This window comes from Psittacicella hinzii, from assembly GCF_003585935.1.
GTDB classification, from domain to species: Bacteria; Pseudomonadota; Gammaproteobacteria; order Enterobacterales; family Psittacicellaceae; genus Psittacicella; species Psittacicella hinzii.
In genome coordinates this window covers 1-22,614 of the sequence record NZ_NRJG01000033.1, presented here as the reverse complement: position 1 = coordinate 22,614, position 22,614 = coordinate 1, and the positions used below count along the sequence as shown (strand labels likewise).

The window sequence follows — 22,614 nt, the reverse complement described above, 5'->3', positions numbered from 1 at the left end:
TAAGAAAAGCCCAGAGTACTAGGTCTCTGGACTTTGGACGTAACCGCCGTATACGGTCCCGTACGTACGGTGGTGTGAGAGTTTGCGGTCCTAGGTATAACTATACAACCTAGGCCGGATCTATTCGATTTGCGTTTGGGGCTACCGCAGTAGCACGTAGCAGCAGTTTCATTAGCAGTATGTATCCACTCCATTATTAATCAACCAGAGCTCTTATAACCTTAATCCTCATAACCTTAGTTCTTATACCTTGGTTCTCATCATAGACGTGATTAAAGCATTTTCTATAAGTCTATATAGTTTCGACGCGTAGCATACTAAGCTATGAGAAGTGCAGTCCATTAACTGCTATTGATTACTCGGCATAACGCCATAATGATAAATCACACAATAGATAAATCACACAATATTTTTTTTCAGTCTACCCAACTAAAAAAGCCTAGAATCATTAAAAATGACTCTAGGCTGAAGATTAAGATCACTAAAACTTGGTTTTAGTTAAGGATAGATTAATAGCTTAATCTACGTTATGAAAGGAAGACGAGTAAGCTATTTTAGCTATATATCCGTTTTTAGATAATCTAAAAAATTCTGTAGTAACACCTTAACGGGTGTTTTTTTTATTAGAATTTAGCTCCTAATACACCAGCAACTCGTTTGTAGCTGTATTCACTTGCAGCTTCACGTGCAGCGTATTTAGTTACTGAAGCTTCAGCTCCAGTATAGAAGCTTAAAGAGCGTTTGCTGTATAAAGTTACATATGAAGTAGCAAAGAAAGTTTTCTCTTTACGGTACTCTACATCACCGTTATAGGTTAATTTTTCTTTTACTTGGCTGTAACCTAGGCTACCAGAGTATCTACCAAAATTTACTTCAGTGTAAAGGTTGTAAGCCGTGTACTTACGTTTTAAATCTTGAGTACTGCTGTAAGGGTAGTGTGATTTTGCACGACCGTATGAACCGGCTACTTTTACGTAATTATCATCGCTTTTATAAGCATACACATTGGCAAAGAGGTCAACAGAACGAGATTTGTTTTCTCCAATCTTACCGCTATTGCCATTAGTTGGACGAGCTAAACGTTGGAATGATCCTGTTACCCCTAAAGTGTAACGTTGCGCAAAAGTATAACTATATACTAAAGCCGTTTGTTGTTCGTATGAGTTACCAGCTGTTTTATTTTGCGTATTACGGGTATCTGCATAACTGAACGAGAATAAATGACCTGGACGATTGAACGTTGAGTCTAAACGTAAAGCACGATAGTTCACACCAAATTTAGAAGTTAAACCGCCGTGTACAGAGTTATCACTGTCCGATGGTAAACTTGCTAAAGTTGTAAGATCACGATGATCTAAGCTAAAGCGGTTTACAGTATCAAAAGCAGTAGTTGTACCACGTACATAGGTTGTAGGGTTTGCTAGTTGATATTGGTTAGCTGCATCTTTTAAGCCGTAGTAACCAAGGTATAAAGTAGCATATTCTTTATTACCAAAGTACACCCAAGCGTCACTTACGTAAGGTGAATAATGATCGTAAGTATATTCATCTGCACTATGAGCTTGAGTTACATAGTTGTAACTAAAAGTACGACGTGCGGCAAAAGTCTTTTCAAAAGCGTAGTACGCCCCAACTTCAATAGAGTCAATACGTCCATTTAATCCTAAACCAAAGTTTAGTTGTAAAGCGTTTTGACTGTAAGCAGTACGTGAGGTTTTTTCTTTAGTGTCTTGGGCTTTAGTTACTGAATTTTTATAAGCGTTATAGTAAACTGCTGAAATATTGGTAAAAAAAGTGTTGTCACCTGTAGTACCTAAAGTATAAGCAGCTGACGTAGTACTAAAACTCATTGCAACTGCACTTGCTAATGCGAGAGCGAGAAGATTCTTTTTCATTGCTAATCCTCAGTTGCTGCGGTTTAGTAGTGACTAATTATGGATTAATAAGATTATCAGAATAATTGCAAGTCTTGCGAGATTGAATGAACTGTAGCACAGAACATTTAATCAGTTGTACACATGACTAAGCTAATCTAATTGAGCTGTACCCTACAAATGATCAACTCACTGATATTTCATTAACAAACAATTAGGAACTACAACCAAGCAAAAATCAAAAATATTTATATTTAAACTTAATTTATTACCAGCTAAACAGTACAGACAGCAAGCGATTGATTAAGGCATGCACATACAATTCAATACTATTAGTGGTTAGAGAAAATACTTGTGTTGACGTTAATTAATTTGCGTCAGCACTTTTTTTAAAGTCAATTAACTACTGAGGATGCCACGAGCGCTTTGGGACAAAGCAAAGAATTGAACTATCAATATTTTAAGTTGTGACTTTAAAGAGAGAAAAATCTTGGAGCTAACAAGATGAAAGGCAGTCTAATTCAAGAGATGTAAGAGTTAAGACTTAAAGTTAAGTGCATTTAAGACAACGTAAACTCAAATAAATGCTATGGCTACAAGCTGATTAATCAACATTCATTAACAAATACTAATCAAGAAATGTTAATTAGGTAGGATTAATGTTCAAAGTTTATTAATGAACCTTTAGCCAGCATCAATGTGAATGCTCTTAAGTTTAAGCTTCACTCTCATAGATGAATGAATAATTTAGACAAGCCCTGAAACTCAAGAATTATTAAGACCATTAAATTCTTGAGGTTGTTTAAAACGTTAAGTAACTAAGCTTTAATGGAAGAGTAGGTTAAAACTTAGATTTGAGCTCTAAATGGCTGATTTTATAGTATGTGGTGTATTGTGGTGTATCACTTTTTTAAAGTAATTAAAAAATGGACTATAAAATTTTTTGCTTAATTAAAAAATTAAAGATTAATTTAAATTAAAAAAAATCAAGCAATTATCAAGCAATTAGTAGCTCTTGCAGTTTAAACGATCAACATAATGTAGAAGAAAAAATCTCCTACTCTTTTTAGAGTACTCTATTTTGTAGATATTTGCAATTGTTTTATTGTAATTTTTTTAATTTTTTTTTCACTTTTATTTTCAAAGTCTTGATTTTTGGCTAAATTAGGCAGTTCAAAGTATAGGCTAGAGGTGTGGTCAGGAGATTTAGCGAGAAAAAAGTGTGATCTAGATCACATAACCGACGTTTTTAGAGTTGTGAATATTTAAGTTTTTATCCCGTAAAATCATAGGTATATGTTATAAGTGGTGCAAAATTTAGCTTTAAAGGTGAAAAAATTTTACTCAAAGAGTTAAAAATATATTAGTCTAATACTAAGAGCTATCTAAATTTTATTTAGGATGCCCACAAGCATTTGCTTTTTATGAGCTAAATTATCTTCTTTAAGAGTAAGTATCTAAGCATAAATACTTAACTTAAAAAGGATAATATTAAAGAGTAGATGCATCACTTAAAGTTCTAGACCAAACTTTAAGCAAGAGTAACTTGTTATATAAGTAGCAACACTACCTTATGGCAAGGATTAAGATTAGATATAGATAAATATTGCTGCCGCAATATTTGCATAGATATGTAGATAGCTTATGAAAAAACTTTCTAAAACCCTCTTAGCTCTGGCTTTAGCAGGCTTCACCACTCATTCAGCTTTAGCATACACCTTATATTCGTCTAAAACGACAGTTGTTTCGTCAAATATCTATTACTACCCAACATTCTATAAATGGGGTGAGCAAGGATATAATGCTAAAGGACAGCAAACTAATACTTACCGTTTATACCACTATGCACGTGTTAACTTATCAGCGCAAATGTTAGCTGGTAAGTATACAGCAGGTTTCTATATCCGTGCGACCTATAGTTCTTATAAACAACATCAACATGTTAAAGATATTGGTGAAGATGATCGTGGCTGGAAAACCGCTAAATTTACCGCACGTCAATATGATTCAACTGTAGGTACAATTAGTAATTTATACTTTAGTGTTTCGCGCAGTGGCTGGGGTAATTTCCAAGCTGGTAAGATCTCTACGTTTTATGATGGTGTACCACGTAACTCATATAACCTCTCGCTTTTAGGTTTTGATACCGTATTTGATAATAACCTATTTTATATTTCAGATCGTGCAATTCGTTGGTCATCTCCATGGTACAGCAATGATACGTCATATATGCTGCAATATGCTACCGATCATAAATACGTAGGTACAAACGCTTTCCCTACTGGGGTATCAGATCACATGTTTGGAGCGGTTGCTACCTATAGATTCACTTTCAGTGATGACGAGAAAGCAACGAAGAACCAACAAATTCGTGTATTCTACGGTCGCGTATATAAATCAAAAGCCGTAGCTGATTATTACTATCGTAATAACACCTCTCCAGCTTCATTTGATGATAATACTACCGATAAAGCTAACCACTTAGAGATCTCTCACTTATACCAAGGTGATAACTTAGCTTTTGTAACTTCAGCGCTTTATGCTTATGAGCCGGACAGATACACACGTCCAAATCGTGGTTACCAAGTTACACTTAATGCTTCGTACTATATTACTAAGTACTTTATTCCTGAATTAGGGGTAAGTTACTCTAATAGTACAAAATATAGTCTAGCTTCTCCAGGAGCGGCAATTGGTAATAGTTACGGGAAAAAAGTTACACGTCAAACAAGTTTAATTACTGGTTTTGCGTCATATCTCTATAGTGATAAGATTTTTAACGTATACTTCTTATTTAACTATCAGTTAAATAACAACCGTACCAAAATCACTTATCCTGGACAAACGTTCCGCGATAAAAATATTAGCCAAAACGTTGCTGCACGACTATACTTTGGTATCCGTTAATCAGGAAAGAGCTTAAACTTGAGATTAATAAAATCTAAGATTTAACGAGCTTCTAAGATTTAATGAGAAACAAAACCAAGTGTTATCACTTGTAGTACGTAAATTTTCTTTAAACCTTAAACCCTCAAAGCCCAGTAAGGTCTCTTACTTGGCTTTGAGGGTTTTATTTATAAATGCTGATAGATTTTATATAGTCCTTGACGGATGAGCCATGGTAAATCCGCAGTTTTAAGTTTACCTACTAGAGGTTTTAAGCTAAGTAATAAGGCATTACTAAATTGCTGATAAGTAACTTTAGCAGTTGGTAATTGTAAGTGCAGGTGGTAGGTTTGATGTTGTAAAAAGCCCCACCAGTAATTACTTATATTATTACTTACAGAATCGTTATGATTATTTATAGCATTGCTTACGCAATCTTCATGCTTATTTATAGAACTACTCAAAAGATTATTGAGAGGTAAAGCTAAATTTAAGCATGAATGTAAACACCATGGTTCTGTGGTTAAGCTAACTAATCCTTTAGTTTTTAAAGCAGTAATTAATCTTTTTTCCTTTTCGCAATTAGTTTCTAAAGCTAACTTAATTAATTCATAGTGCTGTAAACATAGTAATTGTTGATGCTGACGCATAATTACTATTTCTTGTTGCGCGTGGCGTTGGGGTTTGCACGTAAAATAAGGAGCTTTATCCTGTCCAGCAAAGATTACTTTTAAAATTTGCGTAAATTGTTTAGTATTAATTTGCTGTTTAGCAACTAACCATAACCAAGCATTAAAACTCTCGAGTAAAGCTTGTTTGAGTTGGGAATTAGCAGTAAGCAGTTCTTCTGGTGTATTACACCCATGATAACCATTACAATCACTCTTATTATTGTAATCCTGGTTAGCTGGATTATGATTTACTGTAATACCGCCACTAAGATCCTTAGTAAAAAAGTCTTGATAATCCCAAACAAGATATGGCACTAGTAAGCGTGGAAATTCTTTACTTAGAGCTACTACTTCTACTTGTTGCATACCACTAGCATAAGCAAGTATATGTAGTAGCCAAGAAGGTAAGTTTACTTTACTTTGTGGTAAAGATAGATTTATCTCTGGTGAAGTAGAAGAAAGAGTTTTCTTGCTTTGCCAAAGTTGCAGTAAAAGCTGCTTAACTTCTTGGCCTACTAAAGCTTGTCTCCAAGCTACACGGTCATATTCAAGCTTTTGGTTCATTGGATCTTCAACTACCGGAGAACCAATTAATCCCACAATACTTTTTACCTGCTGGGTAGTAAAATTAAGTAAAGGACGGATTTTAACTTGCGTAAAGTAAGCTTGATCGGTAGCACAAGTAAGTAAACTACGACGTAAAGCTAGATTACTAGTAGCATAAATTTGCTCATCAGCTTGCTCTGTAAAAACATCAGTATGTGCAAAACCAATTATCTGACTATCAACCGGCAGAATAGTTTTTTGTACATGATCTAAAGCTTGTGGTTCTATTTTAGCTAAGCTATTAGCTACATCATGACTTGTTGGATCTATTTTTAGATTACGTTGTAAAGCTAAAGCAAAGGTCTCTAAAAGATCATCATCTTGATGTCCTGTACAAAGAATTCCTCGATTTACTTGTCCATAACTAACTAGTTGAGCTAGTTTATGGCTTAAGGCTGTATAACGTAGTTGTCGTGCTCGCGCTTCTACATTGTTAATATTAGCTACTTGGTTTTGGATTTGCTTAGCTAGATCTGGCTTAAGTGTAGCAAATTGCCAATGCTCAAGATTAAGTGGTTGATAAGAGATGGCAATTAACTCTTTAACATCTGGCATAATGCAGCCACTCCAGTTACCTTGAGTAGCAGCTTGAGCTTGAACGTTGTAGTACACCAGTTCAACGAGTTCTTGGCGCACTTGATTCAGTTCGCTAATAAAAGAAGTAGTCTGTTGCTGATAAGCAGTAAGGAATTGTTGCCATTGTTTACTAATAGCTTGTAAACCATGGTCTACATACATAGTAGTAAAAGGTAAGCTAAAGGCACAATTAGCTAAGGCAGCTGATAAATGGACTAGTTGTTCTAGATAACAACTAAAGAAAGCTACCCAATATAAAGCAAGACTATCTTTACCACCAGAAACTGCAAGGACAATAGGTACTTGGGATAACTGTTGTTGCCAAGCAGCTTCAAGATCTAGATTATTTGTATTTAGATCATTTGTGTCTGCTTTTGCTTGGTGATGATTTAAACTCCAATGCAAAGCAAACTCAACCGCATTATTTAGCAGCTGTTGTGCTAGTTGCGCTTTAAAGCTCGCGATACTTTGCGCCAGAGCTAAGAGAGCGGGAAAGTCAAGATCTTGCCATAAAGCTTTATGTAAATACGCATTCTGACAATATTGTTGCCAAGCCTCTAAGCTTAAAGGTTGCTCTTGTAAAGCTTGCGCTAGTTGTTGCCAAGTAATGAGAGTTTGTTGTAATTGTGCAAGGCGCTGCTCAAAGTTCTTAGTTAAGTATGAGACTAAGAGTTCGAGATCAATGCCATTAGAACTATTCGAACTATTAGAACTATTCGAACTATTAGAACCATTAGCACTATTATTGCTATTAGAGTAATTAACGTTTTGGAGGATTTGGCTAAAATCTAGCTTTGTTGCAGCTGAAGCAGTAAAAGCGCTTCGCGCAATAAAAGCTTTGAACAAGTGTTGTAACTGTTCTGCAACTACTAAGAGTTGTTTAGACTTAGTGCTGGATAAATAGTCTTTAATGGTTTGAGCAGCTTGTTGTGCCTTGTTATCCCATGGTAAGTCTTGGGCATAGATTTGTGCTTGTGCTAGTTCTGATTCTAGGTAGCGGTAGGTTTGCGTTTGTTGCCACTGTTCTGGGCTTGCTAAGGCTAAGATATATTCTAAAGCTTGCGCATAAGCACTTACTTCTAGTTCTTGAGCATCTAATTGTTGCCAAGTAGTAGAGAGTTGCTCTTGTTGGTGATTACTTTTGTGTTGAGTATAGAGTTTAAACCCCATAGTAATTCCATCTAGGTATAGTAAAAGGGAGCCGCAGGCTCCCTTTTTAGATATTAGACTTAAAGAAGAAAACTAGATTAAGTTAATTAGATTAAGCAATTAAGTTAACGGTAATGTCGATTAGGGATTAAATCTTACTTGCGAATAATCATTAACTCTTTACAGGAGATCTTAAATGATGAGGCAGGTAAAATCTAACTTTACTATATCTAACTTAACTATTGACTAGCTTTCCCTAAATTATCTAAGTCGCTAATAATCACATCAGTTAATGTCGTACGAAGTTTTAAGTTAGGTAATTCTTCGTGTTCAGACACTGGAATTGAGTTGTGATATAGCGTAAATGCTTGTTGCGAGAATTGGGCTAAAGCGGCAATTTTTGGTGACATAGTATGCACACGCACTTGCTTATTAGCGTAGAATAATTCGCTGAATAAATCGATGTTATAGAACAGGAAGCTTGGAATACCTGTTGCAATAATAAAGTTTTTCAGCTGATTGAAAATATTAATATTTGGGTGAATGAGCATAATGTATAAATGCCCTAGATTACGATCTTCAAGTGATTTTAATACTGAAGCGTAGTCTGCCAGATATTGTTGCACAAATGGATAATCCATTTGGTTATTTTCAATTACTAATAAGTGGATACGTTCTGCACCGTCAACCGGCGCAATCACTTGGTTATATAAGTTTAATTCCCTGAGTTGTTTAACTTGTAAGTTAATTAACATCATAGGTTTACGAATTACCGGTTGCGTAAATGCATATTTACGTAAACGGAAACAGTAACTAATTACGTGCGGAGTTAATGTAGCAGCCCCAGCAGGTAATTGTTGTGGGAATTTATTATATAAAGTTGCGCAGAATTCGTGAGCTTTAGTGATCCCGAAATCGTTATTAATTTGTGCTGAAGCTACACCTGATTCAATAAGATTTGCTTCTTTACAACGGAAGTGGCTCGCTAGTTGCATACTTAAGTATGAATCCATAGAGTCGGTGTATAGCGAGTAGTTGTAATAGCCAATAAACTTATTAATCATCCCATTTACGTAAGTCGCTGCATCTAAGTAGTGAATTACGCGGCGTTGGGTATTCACGTGTTCGTAGATGATTTCGAAATCATCATACATCATCACTTGTGCTTCATTGAAAATGGCACTTACTTTCGGATAGTTTTTTCTATCCGTAAGCATAAAACACTGATCAGTACTTAAATCAAATTGTTTTATTAGGGTTAGTGAAGTTGCTAAGGCAATTTCACTGGTCACCACAAACACATGACGATAAGGTACTGAATCATTGTCATTTAAGTCTGAAGATAACTCAAACAGAATACTCTTAATAAAGTAGCCACGATTACTTAAGTAGTTATTCCACTGTTGATCGTGCACCACTAAATCTACGTACTCACATACGCTCTGTTGGAACGTTTGTGCGTAAATCAGTAATTCACTTGAAATACCATGTACTAAGAACTGATTAGTTGGTGCTAAGGCAAATTCTAGTTCAAGGTTAAAGTCATCTTCTAAGACTAAGAAGTAGAAGTCGGTTTGATCAAGGATTTCGGTTACTAAGTCTTTTTCTTTTTGGCTTTGTCCTTTAGCAAAACGTACGAATAATAATTCAATGTTTTGTTGGTGTTGGATACGCGCAATTAAAGACTTAATATGATTACGATATACTTGATAGTCTTCGGCTGTAGGTTCACCTGGGTGATCGTAATATAACGGATCTACAGCTAAAACTTGGAACATATCAAGATTTTCTTGATATTGTTGCGCTACAGGTAATAATGGACCTGTATATACAAAGTGTTTAACTTGCTCTAAATCAAAAGTTGTAAATTTTAATTGTAGAGCTTCGCGTTGCTCTTCAGGTAAATGCTCGAGTGCAGCGCGATTTTGTTGTTCTACATGTTTAAAAGCTTGACGATTTAAACGGAAAAATTGTACTTTTTCTGGATTTAAATTGTTGTTATGTAGACCTTCAACATTGTAAGCTGTTAGTGGCATGAAGTCTTGTACACCGGTATTTGGTGCTACAAAGTCAGGATTTGCCACAAAGAACTGTGAATATTTATTAGCAATATCGGCTTGTTTAAAATTATAAGCACGCGTTATAGGGCGGTAATAACTTTCTTGCCCTTGCTCAATAAAATGTAATGACTTACATAAAGGACTTGATGCTAGACCATAGGTTAAGAACGTATTAATACCTGGTGTAAAGAGATTAAACTCTAAAGCACCAATAGCTTGCGTAATACGTTTAATTACATGCTGCATACATGCAGTATAGCGATAGCAATCAAAGTCTTCTTGACATGGAGCCAGTAAATTAACTACATCATCGATAAAAATGGCATTTTCAGGAAGCATTGCTTCTGAAAGTAAATGCATATTATCGCGTGAAATAGCAAAGTAACAATCACGCATATTTAGTTGCAAGTGGTGAATCACCAGATTGCTCACTAGCGAGGCTACTTTGGTATTGATGACAAAAAGATATTTGTTTGGCATATGAAAAATGCTAAATAGGATGTGCTATAACAGCCTCTAATAGCGCTATTGCCGTGCAATAGCCTATTCCATTGTAGATATAAATTTAACGCAAAGACAAAAGCTAACCACTTACAGGTCATTCATAGTTAACTTCGAGCTGTAAGCTTTTCTAGATATAAGGTAAAAAAGCTAAACTTAATTCGTTAAAGTTTAGCGCACAAAAATATTGAGCTAAGGCTTCAACTATTGCTTTAGACTCGGCTAATATTTTACCATGCTCTGAACGCAAGCGGCTAATTATCCCCTTGAAAACGGGCTGAATCGGGGATTTTAATTTAAAATGGCGGTAATGCTTGCAACTGATAGCCAAAAATAACGCTACATAGTAGCAAGTGTTAGGCGTAACCTATACCTAAATTTAGTTGCACTTGTACCTAAAATTAGTCATAAATTAAGCATAAGCTAACTTGCGCTTGCTATAGCGATTATCTTTAGCAGCTCTAGACTGTTTTACTAAGACAAATAAATCGCGCAAAAGTTGCAACAAGAGCGCAAATTTCTTGCTACATAAAAAACCCGTCGACAAACGTCAACGGGTTAAATCTAGAAAACAATAAAAATGATGCGTATTAATTATAGCATTAACGCGGTTGTGATGGGCCTGGACCACCTTGTGGACCGCCGTGACCGCCACCTGGACCACAAGTCCAAATAGGAACACAACTTGCTAGAGTTAATGCAGCGAGGGCTAATACAATTAATTTTTTCATAAAGATACCAAAATATTCTTCTGGTCTATGATAAAGCCTTATCTCGAAACTAACTGTATTTGTTCAGGAAGTGATCAATTAAGATCTACAACTAGTTTCCCTTTATCACAGGCAAGGAGAATAGTTATTTTTTCAAAGATGATTTAACTTAGAGAGTCAGAAATTCTAAGTTAAACCGCTTACCTAAAAAGTGTAGTCAGGAAGTTTGGAAAAGGGCACTTTTTAGGGTGTTTAATATCTGTTGGAGGTCTCAGCACTAGACCACAGTCCAAGTACGAAATCTCTCCGTTTACTAAATTAATTAGGAGTAGCTCCTAACTCTACAAGAGATATAAGTATAGAATTTTTTATTACAACAAAGAAAAAATAAGTTTGTTTTTTTAAGGTGTTGAAAATTAGAATAAAAATGTGAAAATATTTTTAGTTTTGCTAATAATAGATAGCGTTATATCAATGAAAAATAGGCTAAAAAATACCTAAAAATGCAAAATATTAAATTGTTTTTTGCAAATAAGAGTTAGCTTTGTTTTTGAGGGAATTTTGTTTGAAGAGTGGGCTTTGGGTATGTAAAAAAATAAACAGGAGTTGGAAGCACGATCTTAGTTTACTTTTTGCTCGACGGTGAAGAAGCTAGGTTTGCTTGTAGGTTTTGCAGGTATTTTTGCGTCTTGCTACAAAATGCGCGTAAGAAGAGAGCAATGACGTATAATATAAGAGCCGTAAAAAGTAAGCTATAGATACTTTTTACCAAGTTTAAAATTATTAACCTTACCCCCTAAAAAATTATGACAATTAGCGTACCAGAATATCTTGAACGTATTGATCAGATTTGGGATGAAATTTCTCAAACTTTAGAAGAGCATGAAATTGATGTTGATGCTTATGTAATTGGCTCAGTATTTACAATCGAAGCAGCGGATAAAAGCCAAGTAGTAATTAACCGTCAACAACCAAAATTAGAATTATGGTTAGCTTCAACGGCTGGAGCATATCACTTTAGCTATGTACCTGAAGTTGATGATTGGATTAATACTGCCGATAAACAAACTTCGTTCTGGCTATACTTAGATCAAGCTTTAGCAGCAATTAAAGTTCCAGCGCTCTTTAGTGACAAATACTAAGCTAATAAAACTAAGCTTCTAAAAAAGTTAGGTACATAAAAGTTAGCTAGCTAGTAAAAAAAGCTCACTAAAAATTTAAAGCTAAACACACAATTAACATTAAATTTATAAGCAACTAGTACTCTAGTTACAAAGAAAAATGTTTAAGGCAACTATCGCGTTGCCTTTTCTTATTTATGCTTATGACAGAAAAGCTCAATTTAGCGAATTGGCTTTCAGGGTCAACAGATTATTGCCCTGAGGGCAATCGTCTGTATCTAAAACCTAGTTTTTCCGCTTCTCGTGAAGAACAAGAACTAGCCGCACACGTAGATGCGGCTGAGTTCACTCCTCTTACATACATTGCCCAAGAGAATTTAAAGGGTGAAGACGAGACTAATACAGCTTCTGCTGTAGATGGTAGAGTATCAGCGCAAAGCTTAAATCTAACTACGCAAAACCCGCAAATTGCACGTGCGCAATTAACACTTAATACACAAGCACAAGATTATCGTCTGCAAGCGCAAAGACAAGATGCTGCTAGTTTTGCGGATCTAAAAGCTCCAGCAATAACTGCTGAAAGTGCGCATCTTGCGGCAATGCAAAGTTTGCAACAAATCCAAGCCCAACGCTTACAGCAGATTGCAACCTTACAGCAGAATCTCCTTGCTCCAGCACAACTAGATGCGCTTAATACTCTTGCTCCAAGCGAAGCAAAAGTATCTTGCCTACAAGAGTTAGTAAAAACTTGTCAACAAGCCTTACCAGATCTTGAATGGCAAGGACAAGCAGGTGATTATGGTCTGCTTAATTTACCGCAATTACTAAATAAAACCTCGGCTAGTGAACAACAAGCTTATGGTGAGGGGAACGATCAAGAACAAGCTGCTTATCAGGAACATACTGCTTACCAAGTTCAAGCAGCTTCTCAAGATCAACCCCTAAGCTCATCACAAGAGCAATTTGGTAATTTGGCTGCTTCAGGATCTGTTAATAACTTCGGTAGTAATGGTAATAGTAATGCATATTATGGGCAGTTAAGTGCATCAAATTCCTATGCACCTGAGCTCGACATTGTTAATTTAAATACTACCCAACTCTCAGTACGGCAAGAGCAACAACTAGAAGCTAATAGTTGGTGGCAACATGTACAACCAGAGTATCGTCCTTTATATACCAGCATTAATCCTGAATCATGGATGCATATCGAAGATTTACATTTACGCGCACGTACCTGTTTACGTAAATGCTTTGGTTTACATCAGTATCGTGGTTTGCAAGAGCAAATTGTAAACTCACTTCTTGATGGGCAAGATACCATGGCCATTATGGCAACAGGGATGGGTAAATCTATGTGTTACCAAGTGCCAGGGATGTGTTTACCTGGAGTGACGTTAGTAGTAAGTCCATTAATTTCCTTAATGGACGACCAAGTAGCAGCCTTACGTGCTAATGGCATCGGAGCGGCAGTTTATAATGGTTCGACTTCGAATCAAGATAAGCAAGCGATTTTTAATGCCATTCGTGCAGGTGGTTGTAAGTTCTTGTATATTTCTCCAGAAAAACTTGCCAGTGATTATACCCTACGCGAAATTTCTCAATTGCCTGTAAGCTTAATAGCAATCGATGAAGCGCATTGCGTAAGTCAATGGGGACATGACTTCCGTCCAGAATATTTACGTTTAAGTCGTATTCGCCAGTGCTTTAACTACTATATTCCGATGTTAGCTTGTACGGCAACCGCGCGTTTAAACACGCGTGATGATATTGCGCAAAGCTTACAACTCTACCACCCACGAGTGTATATTGGTGACTTTAATCGTCCAAATATTTCTCTGACTGTGCAAGACGTAGCAACCAAACGCGAAAAAGACGAAGCTCTTTTAACCTTACTTAAAAACTCAACGCGTTTACCGGCTGTTGTCTATTGCTATGCACGGAAAACGGTCGAAAACGTAACCGAGTTTTTACAGAAAAAAGGCATTAGTGCTACACGTTATCATGCGCAACTACCAACTTGGGAAAAAGAACAAAACCAAGAAATGTTCATGACTGGACAAGTAGACGTAGTGGTAGCGACAATTGCTTTTGGGATGGGGATTAATAAATCGAATATTCGTCAAGTAATCCACTATGACTACCCGTCTACGCTAGAGAACTACTACCAAGAAATTGGACGTGCTGGTCGTGATGGTGAGCCTGCAAGTGCAATTTTACTCAATCATGTTGAAAATCGTGATTGGCGTATTAGCTTGCTTTATGATGAATTAGTCGAAAAACAAAACCAGCAAGCCTTATCGAATATAGGTTATCCGTCCTTACTTACAGGTAAAGCTAAGAATGCTGAACAACGTTTGGACGAACTCAATCAAGTGGATATGAATAATCCACTCATTGATTCGCATCCTGAACGTTCACCAGAAATGAAGTTTAAAAAACTCAAAGAAGTTTTTGACTTTTGCGATACGCAAAACTGTCGCCGTCGAGTTTTACTTTCGGCTTTTAATCAGATAGTGGAACAAGATTGTGGAAATTGTGATAACTGCTTAGGACACAAAGGACAAGTAGCTAAAATGGAAATAAGTGAAGATGCGCACTTTATTCTCGGTTTAGTAATTGTGTTCAAAGAAATGGTGTCTGCAGAAACTTTAGTGCAAATTGCTACTGATAAAGCCAAAATCAGTAATGAACTATCTCGTGCTTTCCAGCTCAAAAGCCAAGCCTGTGCTAATGCGCAAGAATATCAACGTTTGCAACAAGATATTGCTAACTTAGATTCTTGGGTACAACGCATTAGCGTAAAAGTCGCCGACACGCGTGTTTATGGACGTGATTATTGGCATGCAGTAATTAGTCAGTTACTCGAACTAGGCTATTTACACTATGACCGTAAATATAATTACCTTCATATAACCGCGGCTGGACAACAGCTCTTAAAAGCGCGCGGTAAAATTCAAGTAGGAGCGCTGCCAGAGTTACATCGTCGCGATATCTTCGTCTTAGCTCTAATGCGAGAATTAGAGTTAATTCGGGTAAAAGTAGCCCAGTTACAAAATATGCGTAATGACGCTATTATGTCAGACCCAACCATGCTAGCCATTAGTAAAGAGTTGCCAACCACAACCAAAGCTTTAATACAAATTGATGGTTTTACGCGTGCTAAAGTTAAACTTTTTGGGGATTATGTCCTCGAAGCAGTGGCTCGTTATCAGCGCCGAGTTAAGCTGAATGATGTGACTGCAAAATAGTGAAAAATAAGACAAAAAGGGCTGAGTAAATGCTCGGTCCTTTCTTTATTATCAGGGTGAGGTTTGGTGTAATGTAATGAAGTAATATCACTGATTTATTGATGTTTTGTAGTGACATATCTATGTAACAATGTAACGGAAAAAAGGGCTACAAAAGATGGCTAAAAGAAATACGGGAATCAAGAAAAAAGTTTGTTTGCGAGCTTTTAAAATTATAGATAACGATACACTTGAGGCAGTAGGTATTATAGATGAGCTCTTAAGATGCTTTAGTAATAGCAGTTTAGCAGCTAATCGTTTGTTCGTAATTAATAACGATCTAGGGGAAACATATACAGAGAAAAATGCTACTGAAACACAAGATAGTCAAGAAAAAGTTCTGCATGAAAATAAACATCCAAATAAGCAAATAACTCAAGCTGAAACTGTAAATAAGGAGCAAGATGCGGATCTAGACCTAGATCAAGAATTTGATGATGAAGACGATCAAGAAACAGATCCTAAAGCTAAAGTAAATAAAATCAATCACGAATTAATCTGTGACTATCAAATCTTACCGTCTGGTACTTTATTTTGTACCATATTAACTTTAAAGCAAAATAATGATATCTCTGCTTTAGATAAAAACCTTATTAATCAAAGCAAGTTCAAATTAAATAATTTGTCTCCAGCAGAGCTCACCAATGTAGAGGGAGTATATAAGAGCCATTATTATTTTGCTATTCACGGAAACTACTTAATTACAGCCAAATTAGCACTAAACAAATCATCAATGCGTTTAGGGAATTATATATCTCATCTTTTAAAGTTATATGGCTCTAAGTACACCAATGGTATTGGCCTGTCTACTCTCCAAAAGCGTGAAAATTTAAAATTGTCAGAAGTGCGCTTGGTTATTTTTAGTAATTTAAATAAAGACAATGCAAAGTCATACACCAGACAAAATGATGTTAAGAGCAAAGATAACCTACCTCCGCTTGATCCAACAGAAGTAACTGATGAGGAATTTGTAGAGCATAAACAAGAAAAAATTAGTGTTAAAGAGCTGATTAATATCGACAAACTCGAAGAATGGACAAGAAGCTTATTTAAAGATGTATCTGCAGTGAGTGATGATCTGATCAAAGATATGGTCTCGGCAGAACTAATTATTAACTTTAGTGGCAAAACAAAACGCGACCGCAAATATAAAGAAGAGATCGAAGAAGCTTTAAAATCTAATACAGATTTAGAACGCGGCAAATATAAGAAAACAGATGGTAAGATAATAGATTATCATTGTGTATTGGAATATAAGAATGTAAATATTAAGAGAAAAGGTGACTTTTTATACGACGAAGAAGCCTTAATTACGGAAATAGAAGTTTATTTTGCTGAACTTATGGCTAGAGATATTGAAGAAGAGGTTGATAGCGAGGATAAAACTGTCCTTGATTAAAACTTTAGTTTAAACTTTATTTTGAATTTTACATGCTCCCTTACTTTGAACTTAACTTAGAACTTTAGTTAGAACGCTGTTTCTAATTTTATTGGTGAGTAATCTCAATGCTACTTGGATAAGAATATACTTTTAGTTATGTCTTGTCCTTTGGGGAATTACTGCTTTACCAGCGCAAAAGTCTAATTACAACTTTTTACTCTAAATTACTACAATAATTTTTCAAGGTAAATTTACCTCTAAATAACAAATAGCCACAGTTATACTGTGGTTATTTGTTTATGTGCTTCACTGGTACAACAATTTTAGCGCTAAGGTTCGTAAGATAAAAAGTGCAGTTAGGCAAATGCCGATCTATACAAAATTTGTAGTGTTATTGATAGGTAAGTTTTAACAAACAACAAAATAAATTTTTTCAGGCAACCTAAAATGAAAAATTAAGAGTGCTTAAAATTCAATAACTATGAGTGGCTTATACACTTAGAAATTTGTGAGGTTATTACTTTGGATAAATTTGGGAGTTGCAAAAATGGATTTATTTTCAGTGGTTAGAAAGCGCAAAATAGTTAGATCGTTAATATTGTAAAGGCGCTAAAGAGTAGTACCTAAAATTGTAAAATGAGCAGAAAAAATATTTTTGCGCAAGGCTTTAGTTAGTCATTTTTTAGTGTAAACTAGTAAGCAAGAAAAACGACTTTTAAAGAGCAAATGAGTTTCAGACAACCTTTGTTTTGTAAAAGTCCTCCCTAAAAAACATTAATTTAAGGAAAAATCCTCATGGCAAACGTACTAGTAATTAAAGGTAGTGCTCGTAAAGAGTCTACTGGTAGCAAAGCAACAACTTGGGTTGTTGATACATTAAAAAAAGTAGCACCTACAGCAACTACTGAAGTAATTGATTTAGCTACTTTCTCTTTACCTTTAGATGCTGAACCATATATCCCTGCACAACAAAAATACGTAAGCGAAAACACTAAAGTGTTCGCGGCAGCTGTAAGCGCAGCTGATGCTGTAGTATTTGTTACTCCTGAGTACAATGGTTCTTACCCAGCAGCATTAAAAAATGCTATCGACCATTTATTCAATGAATGGAATGGTAAAAAAGCATTAATCGTAGCTTACTCTCCGTCAGGTGCAACGAGCGTAGTTCCAGTATTAGAAACTTTATTAACTCGTTTAAGCATGAACGTAGTAGATAAAGTAGCTTTATCAACTTACCCACTAGGTTATGAAGTGGAAACTGGTTTAACTGCTGAATTCCACCGTGTAGCTGAAACAGAAACGCAAGCACAATTAGAAACAGCATTAAAAGCTGTAGTTGCTTAATAAAGCGTACAATTTTAAGTAAAAACTCTTATTGTTACCCGAAAAATAAGCATAAAGGCACAGGTTATCCTGTGCCTTTACTAAAAGCAAAACTTTGCGTAATTCTGACATTATTTTTAAGGGATTGTTCTTAAATAGCAGAAAAAGTTTTCCAGCTGTGCGAGAGTAAACTTTTTAACAAGTCTAAATTAAGATATTGTAAATTAGAAGTAAATATCTCAAGTTAAGATTAATTTAGCTAGTCTTTTTGATAGGTTAATCCTATAGATATAAAATAAGTTTTAGGGTTACTAATAAAAAGAAGAGGCTAAAAGCAGCTTCTTGATGCTTTTTTCGTTATAATATGATACTCATCGTCACAGATGAAATTCTTTTTAAGGCTTGAATCTCCTTAGAAAGAAATCCCCCTAAACTTGAAATTATTTAAGTTTAGATTAATTAGTTCTTTGAAAGCTTCTTTCAAAGGTAGTATCAACTCAAGAGTAACGACTTGAACTTGATAAAGATATATAAATTTATGCGCTCCGCTTTGGCGGAGCATTTTTATTGCCCAAAAAAATCTCTTAGCCGAGCTAAGAGCTTAAGAGCAAATGACCTATTTGCTTTTTTGTTGATCTGCTTTGCCAACGGTTGCAACTATTTGTTGTGCAATATGTTCGGCAGCAGTAATACCACGCGATCTTACCCAATCATCATTATTGACATTAAAGGCATAACCGCTTTTTACTGCTTTTAAGCGTTCCCATAAAGGGTTGTGTTGTTGACGCCAGATATCGACAATAGTATTAGGTTGATAGATACCTACAAAGATAATATCTGGATTCCACACATTAAGCGTTTCTAAAGTTACATCAAAACGATTAGTTGGCACATTTGCCATTTGTTTAGTAATGGTTTTAAAGCCCATGGAAGTAATTACCGAACCCGCAAACGAAGTATCAGAAGAAACCCCAATAGCTGTAGGACGTGAAGTAACTAAAATCGCCATGCGATTTTGCGGTTTTAGGCTCTTACGGTATTGTGCCATTAGCTCTTGGTGAGCTGCTAGAGCTTTTTGCCATACTTGTTCGGTGTTAGTAACTTTAGCAATGATTTGCGCATTCTCTAATTCTTCACTATAAGTGTTGTCGTTTGAATTAAGAATTAGAGTCGGAGCAATTAGATTTAACTGTTGGTAAATAGCTGAGTGACGGTTACGATCAGCAATAATTAAATCCGGTTTAAGTTTGGCAATAATTTCGAGCGATGGCTGTAAACGACGACCTACCGAAGTATAGTTACCAAGCTGTTTTAGTACTTCTCGATAGAAACGTTCCGGAGCACCATCATCAGCAAGCCCAACAGGTTGTAAACCTAAACGCGCAAGAATATCAGCAAAAGAGAGTTCAAGCACGACAATGCGTTGGGCTTTACCTTGATAAGTAAACTCGCCTTGAGCATCTTTAACCGTTACAGCTAAGGCTGCTGACATACTCATGGTCCAAGTAACTAAACCTAGGATACTTACAAGGAAGAAGCTATATGCCTTATAAAGAAATAATTTAGTCATAAAATCTATATATTATTTTCGCTAACCATTTTTTAGTGTGATCTCTTTTTAGTTAACTACTTTTATAGTTCGGTGTTTTACTGTTTAGACACTCACTTTTCTCTAACCACTTTTTATCGCGATTTTTTGCCAACCACTTTTGGTGCAATTTTTTACTAACCACTATTTAGCATGATTTACATACTAAAAGTGAGCTGTACCATAAAGTGATTACTTGATATTACGTAATGTATTGGGAGTAGAATTTAGTTGTCCCTCAAAAGACTACTTAATACTATCAACTACTTGTTGTGCCATTTCTAATGAAGCATACATACCACGCGCACGTGCCCAAAGGTTAGTATCAACGGCATAAACGGCATTGTTTTTTACCGCAGGGATTGCTTGCCATAATGGGTTACTTTCCCATTGACGAGAAATTGAGTTTTCAACGTAATTTGCAATAAATAGAGTTTCCACTTTCGTGGTTAGAACTTGCTCAAGCGAAGAATTAATACGACCATTGCTACTATTAGCAGGAGTAGGTAGTAATTTAAAGCCTAAAGCTTGTAAAATCCCCCCTTGGTAAGTATTGGCAGTATACACTTCAAATTGATTTTCACGTGAAGTACAGAAAGCGGCAAGTTTACCTTTAGCATTAGCTTTTTTCGCTAACTCTTGCATCTGTTGTTGGTAAGTAGCAAAACGCTTAGCAAAAGCTTCACTTTTCCCAACTAAAGCTGCGATGGTTTTAGCATTGGCTAAATCTTCATCGTAAGTTTCGTAAAGAGAATTTAGTAAGATAGTTGGGGCAATACTTTGTAATTGCGCATAAATGCTGCTATGACGATTGACATCCGCAATAATTAAATCTGGTTTTAAAGCAGCGATAACTTCTAAATTTGGTTGAGCACGCATGCCTACTGATTGATAGCCTGCTTGTTTTTGCGCGACGATAGGAATTAAGCGTTTAGCATCACCATCATCAGCAATGCCCACAGCCTTAACATCAACATTAGCTAAAGCATCCGCAAATGAAAACTCAAGCACGACTACGCGTTTAGCAGCTTGATTATAAGTAAAGTTTTTGCCTGTAGCATCTTTTACTGTTACTTGGGCATAAGCATTAAAATTAAAGCAGCTTAAGATAAGCATAAAGCTACAAAGTAAACGTTTAAACATATTTTTCCTTAGAGTGATTAAATAATAGCCATTATAACGCAGGGTAGAAGAGAAAAAAGTTTCAGTGCAAGCGAGTAATTGTAATTACGAACAAACATAAACCTAGAAATTACTTTAAAATTTATCCAAGTTGCAAGAAGAAAGAAAATATAGACAAACGAGTTCGCTAGATTTAGTAATAGTTGCTTCTTATCTTTAAACTTAGTGTCGTTTGAACAGATAACTAAATTAGTGTTTTTAAGGGAAGTTTTTCAGAAAAGAGCACAGGTGAACGAAAAAGTTATCTTTTATAAAAGTTTAGATTTTGCATTAAACTTGAGAGTGCAACTTGGATTTAAAGCATGAAAGATTAGCTTAAATAAGACTTTTTATAGCCGTAAAGAGAGGATAAAATTTTTCTCCTAAACTCTTACTAAAACTAGAGGAATATACCCAAATCCTTTCTGATACGACAATAGTAGCCAAAAATGAAAATCTTGTTATAATGGATTAAGAAGCTAATGTCTTAATTAGCAGTTAGTAGTAAAGAAAGAGAAAAATTAACTACTTTACGAAGACAAAATGGTTAAGTAGCATTAGCTCAAGAATTTGATCAGCATTATTTTATTAAACAAGAAGAATTAGAATTGCTTTGTAGGGAGTATGTAAATAACATTTGCTTTATAAGCAACTTTGTTTATTCATAGTCAACAGTGTTTATCTATAAACAACTGTATTTATTCATAAGCCACAGCGTTTATGCACAAGTAATTCTTTGCAACACGAACAATTATTTTAATCCCTTAATTGGTTACTTATTTGTCTGGAGTTGGGATGTTCAACAAATTAAAAAACTTGCTAAACGGTAGTGATAATAATGCCGAAGAGCAAAATCAAAAACCCACAACTTTAGCTGGACGTAAAAGTCAAATGCGTGCTGTAGAAGCACCAACAGCTTTTCCCCCTAGCGATGATGCACAAGCGATTTTTGACTATGCGTTCTACTATGAATTTAATGCTCCGGAAGAAGAGTTAGATTTAGAACGTGCTGGTTACTATTACCAAAAAGCCGCACAATTAGGTCATATCCAAGCACAATATCGCTTAGGTAAATACTATGCCAATCCGCAACGTCATGATGGCATTTGTAAAAAACTTGCTACTTACTGGTACGAACAAGCAATTAAACAAGGACACGAAAAAGCTAAATTTGCTTTAGAGATCCTTTCGCTTAAACGTGATCCAGTAAAAATTACCCATCAAAAATAATTATGGTAGTAAAAATTCTCATAGTCCTGTTCATTGTTGGACTTTTTTATAGCATCTATCGTAATTTACGTTTAGCCATGAACCGTAAAGCGCAAAATCAAGGCAATGATAACGACGAGCAATTTGCTTATCCGCCGGATGTTATTGATTTATATAATCGTGGCTATAATTACGAAACAGGTTATGGCGCTACTGGTATTAAGTCGATTGATAAAGCCGTTGAGTTTTATCAACTAGCAGCTGATAAAGATTATCCTGCAGCTTACTATCGCTTAGCCATGATCTATGCGCGTGGTAAAGAGAACTTTGAAGCTAATTTAGAATTAGCACAAAAGTTTGCTGCTAAGGCTGCAGCTCATGCTTATCCAGGAGCAGAAGAGATTTACCAATATGTACGCGAACAACAAGAGATTGCAGCTCAAAGTAAGAAATTACCTTAAGCCTAATTTCCCGAAATTTTTTAGTCTACCCCCTCCATCCTTCATTTGGA

Annotated in this window: 13 protein-coding genes; 7 read left to right on the top strand and 6 right to left on the bottom strand. The window is 35.7% G+C overall.

Annotated elements, in window-relative coordinates:
- Positions 1 to 623 precede the first annotated feature (623 nt).
- On the bottom strand, positions 624 to 1,895 hold the full coding sequence (locus tag CKF58_RS02295; protein ID WP_119530439.1) for a hypothetical protein: 1,272 nt from the start codon (positions 1,893 to 1,895) through the stop codon (positions 624 to 626).
- A gap of 1,623 nt (positions 1,896 to 3,518) precedes the next feature.
- Between CKF58_RS02295 and CKF58_RS02290 the strand changes: the two genes are divergently transcribed.
- Complete coding sequence (locus CKF58_RS02290; RefSeq protein ID WP_119530437.1) at positions 3,519 to 4,781, top strand: hypothetical protein; 1,263 nt, start codon at positions 3,519 to 3,521, stop codon at positions 4,779 to 4,781.
- A gap of 167 nt (positions 4,782 to 4,948) precedes the next feature.
- Here CKF58_RS02290 and CKF58_RS02285 read toward each other — a convergent pair whose 3' ends face one another.
- The 3 genes from CKF58_RS02285 to CKF58_RS08635 form a co-directional block, all read right to left on the bottom strand.
- Positions 4,949 to 7,783, bottom strand: coding sequence for a PP-loop family protein (locus CKF58_RS02285; protein WP_119530435.1), 2,835 nt, complete (start codon positions 7,781 to 7,783; stop codon positions 4,949 to 4,951).
- 218 nt (positions 7,784 to 8,001) lie between these two features.
- Positions 8,002 to 10,302 carry a hypothetical protein gene (locus tag CKF58_RS02280; protein ID WP_147397193.1) on the bottom strand — a complete coding sequence of 767 codons (2,301 nt, stop codon included), beginning with the start codon at positions 10,300 to 10,302 and terminating at the stop codon, positions 8,002 to 8,004.
- A gap of 623 nt (positions 10,303 to 10,925) precedes the next feature.
- The gene (locus CKF58_RS08635; protein ID WP_281270665.1) at positions 10,926 to 11,054 is read right to left on the bottom strand and encodes a hypothetical protein; all 129 of its coding nucleotides are present in this window, start codon (positions 11,052 to 11,054) and stop codon (positions 10,926 to 10,928) included.
- A gap of 785 nt (positions 11,055 to 11,839) precedes the next feature.
- Between CKF58_RS08635 and cyaY the strand changes: the two genes are divergently transcribed.
- From cyaY to CKF58_RS02260, 4 genes are all read left to right on the top strand, one after another.
- Entirely contained in the window at positions 11,840 to 12,175 is a 336-nt protein-coding gene (gene cyaY, locus CKF58_RS02275) for an iron donor protein CyaY (protein WP_245959226.1), read from the top strand.
- 182 nt (positions 12,176 to 12,357) lie between these two features.
- Positions 12,358 to 15,402 (top strand): RecQ family ATP-dependent DNA helicase, encoded by a 3,045-nt coding sequence (locus tag CKF58_RS02270; protein WP_222987664.1) that lies wholly within the window; start codon positions 12,358 to 12,360, stop codon positions 15,400 to 15,402.
- A gap of 157 nt (positions 15,403 to 15,559) precedes the next feature.
- Positions 15,560 to 16,840 carry a hypothetical protein gene (locus CKF58_RS02265; protein ID WP_119530429.1) on the top strand — a complete coding sequence of 427 codons (1,281 nt, stop codon included), beginning with the start codon at positions 15,560 to 15,562 and terminating at the stop codon, positions 16,838 to 16,840.
- A gap of 777 nt (positions 16,841 to 17,617) precedes the next feature.
- Positions 17,618 to 18,166 carry an NADPH-dependent FMN reductase gene (locus CKF58_RS02260; RefSeq protein WP_119530427.1) on the top strand — a complete coding sequence of 183 codons (549 nt, stop codon included), beginning with the start codon at positions 17,618 to 17,620 and terminating at the stop codon, positions 18,164 to 18,166.
- 595 nt (positions 18,167 to 18,761) lie between these two features.
- Here the strand turns inward: CKF58_RS02260 and CKF58_RS02255 are convergent.
- Both CKF58_RS02255 and CKF58_RS02250 read right to left on the bottom strand, forming a co-directional pair.
- On the bottom strand, positions 18,762 to 19,715 hold the full coding sequence (locus tag CKF58_RS02255; protein ID WP_119530425.1) for an ABC transporter substrate-binding protein: 954 nt from the start codon (positions 19,713 to 19,715) through the stop codon (positions 18,762 to 18,764).
- 264 nt (positions 19,716 to 19,979) lie between these two features.
- Entirely contained in the window at positions 19,980 to 20,876 is an 897-nt protein-coding gene (locus CKF58_RS02250; RefSeq protein ID WP_119530423.1) for a Fe(3+) dicitrate ABC transporter substrate-binding protein, read from the bottom strand.
- A gap of 813 nt (positions 20,877 to 21,689) precedes the next feature.
- Here CKF58_RS02250 and CKF58_RS02245 point away from each other — a divergent pair.
- Together CKF58_RS02245 and CKF58_RS02240 are read left to right on the top strand one after the other, a co-directional pair.
- Positions 21,690 to 22,124 (top strand): tetratricopeptide repeat protein, encoded by a 435-nt coding sequence (locus CKF58_RS02245; protein WP_119530421.1) that lies wholly within the window; start codon positions 21,690 to 21,692, stop codon positions 22,122 to 22,124.
- Positions 22,125 to 22,126: 2 nt separating this feature from the next.
- On the top strand, positions 22,127 to 22,564 hold the full coding sequence (locus CKF58_RS02240; protein WP_119530419.1) for an SEL1-like repeat protein: 438 nt from the start codon (positions 22,127 to 22,129) through the stop codon (positions 22,562 to 22,564).
- Positions 22,565 to 22,614 lie beyond the last annotated feature (50 nt).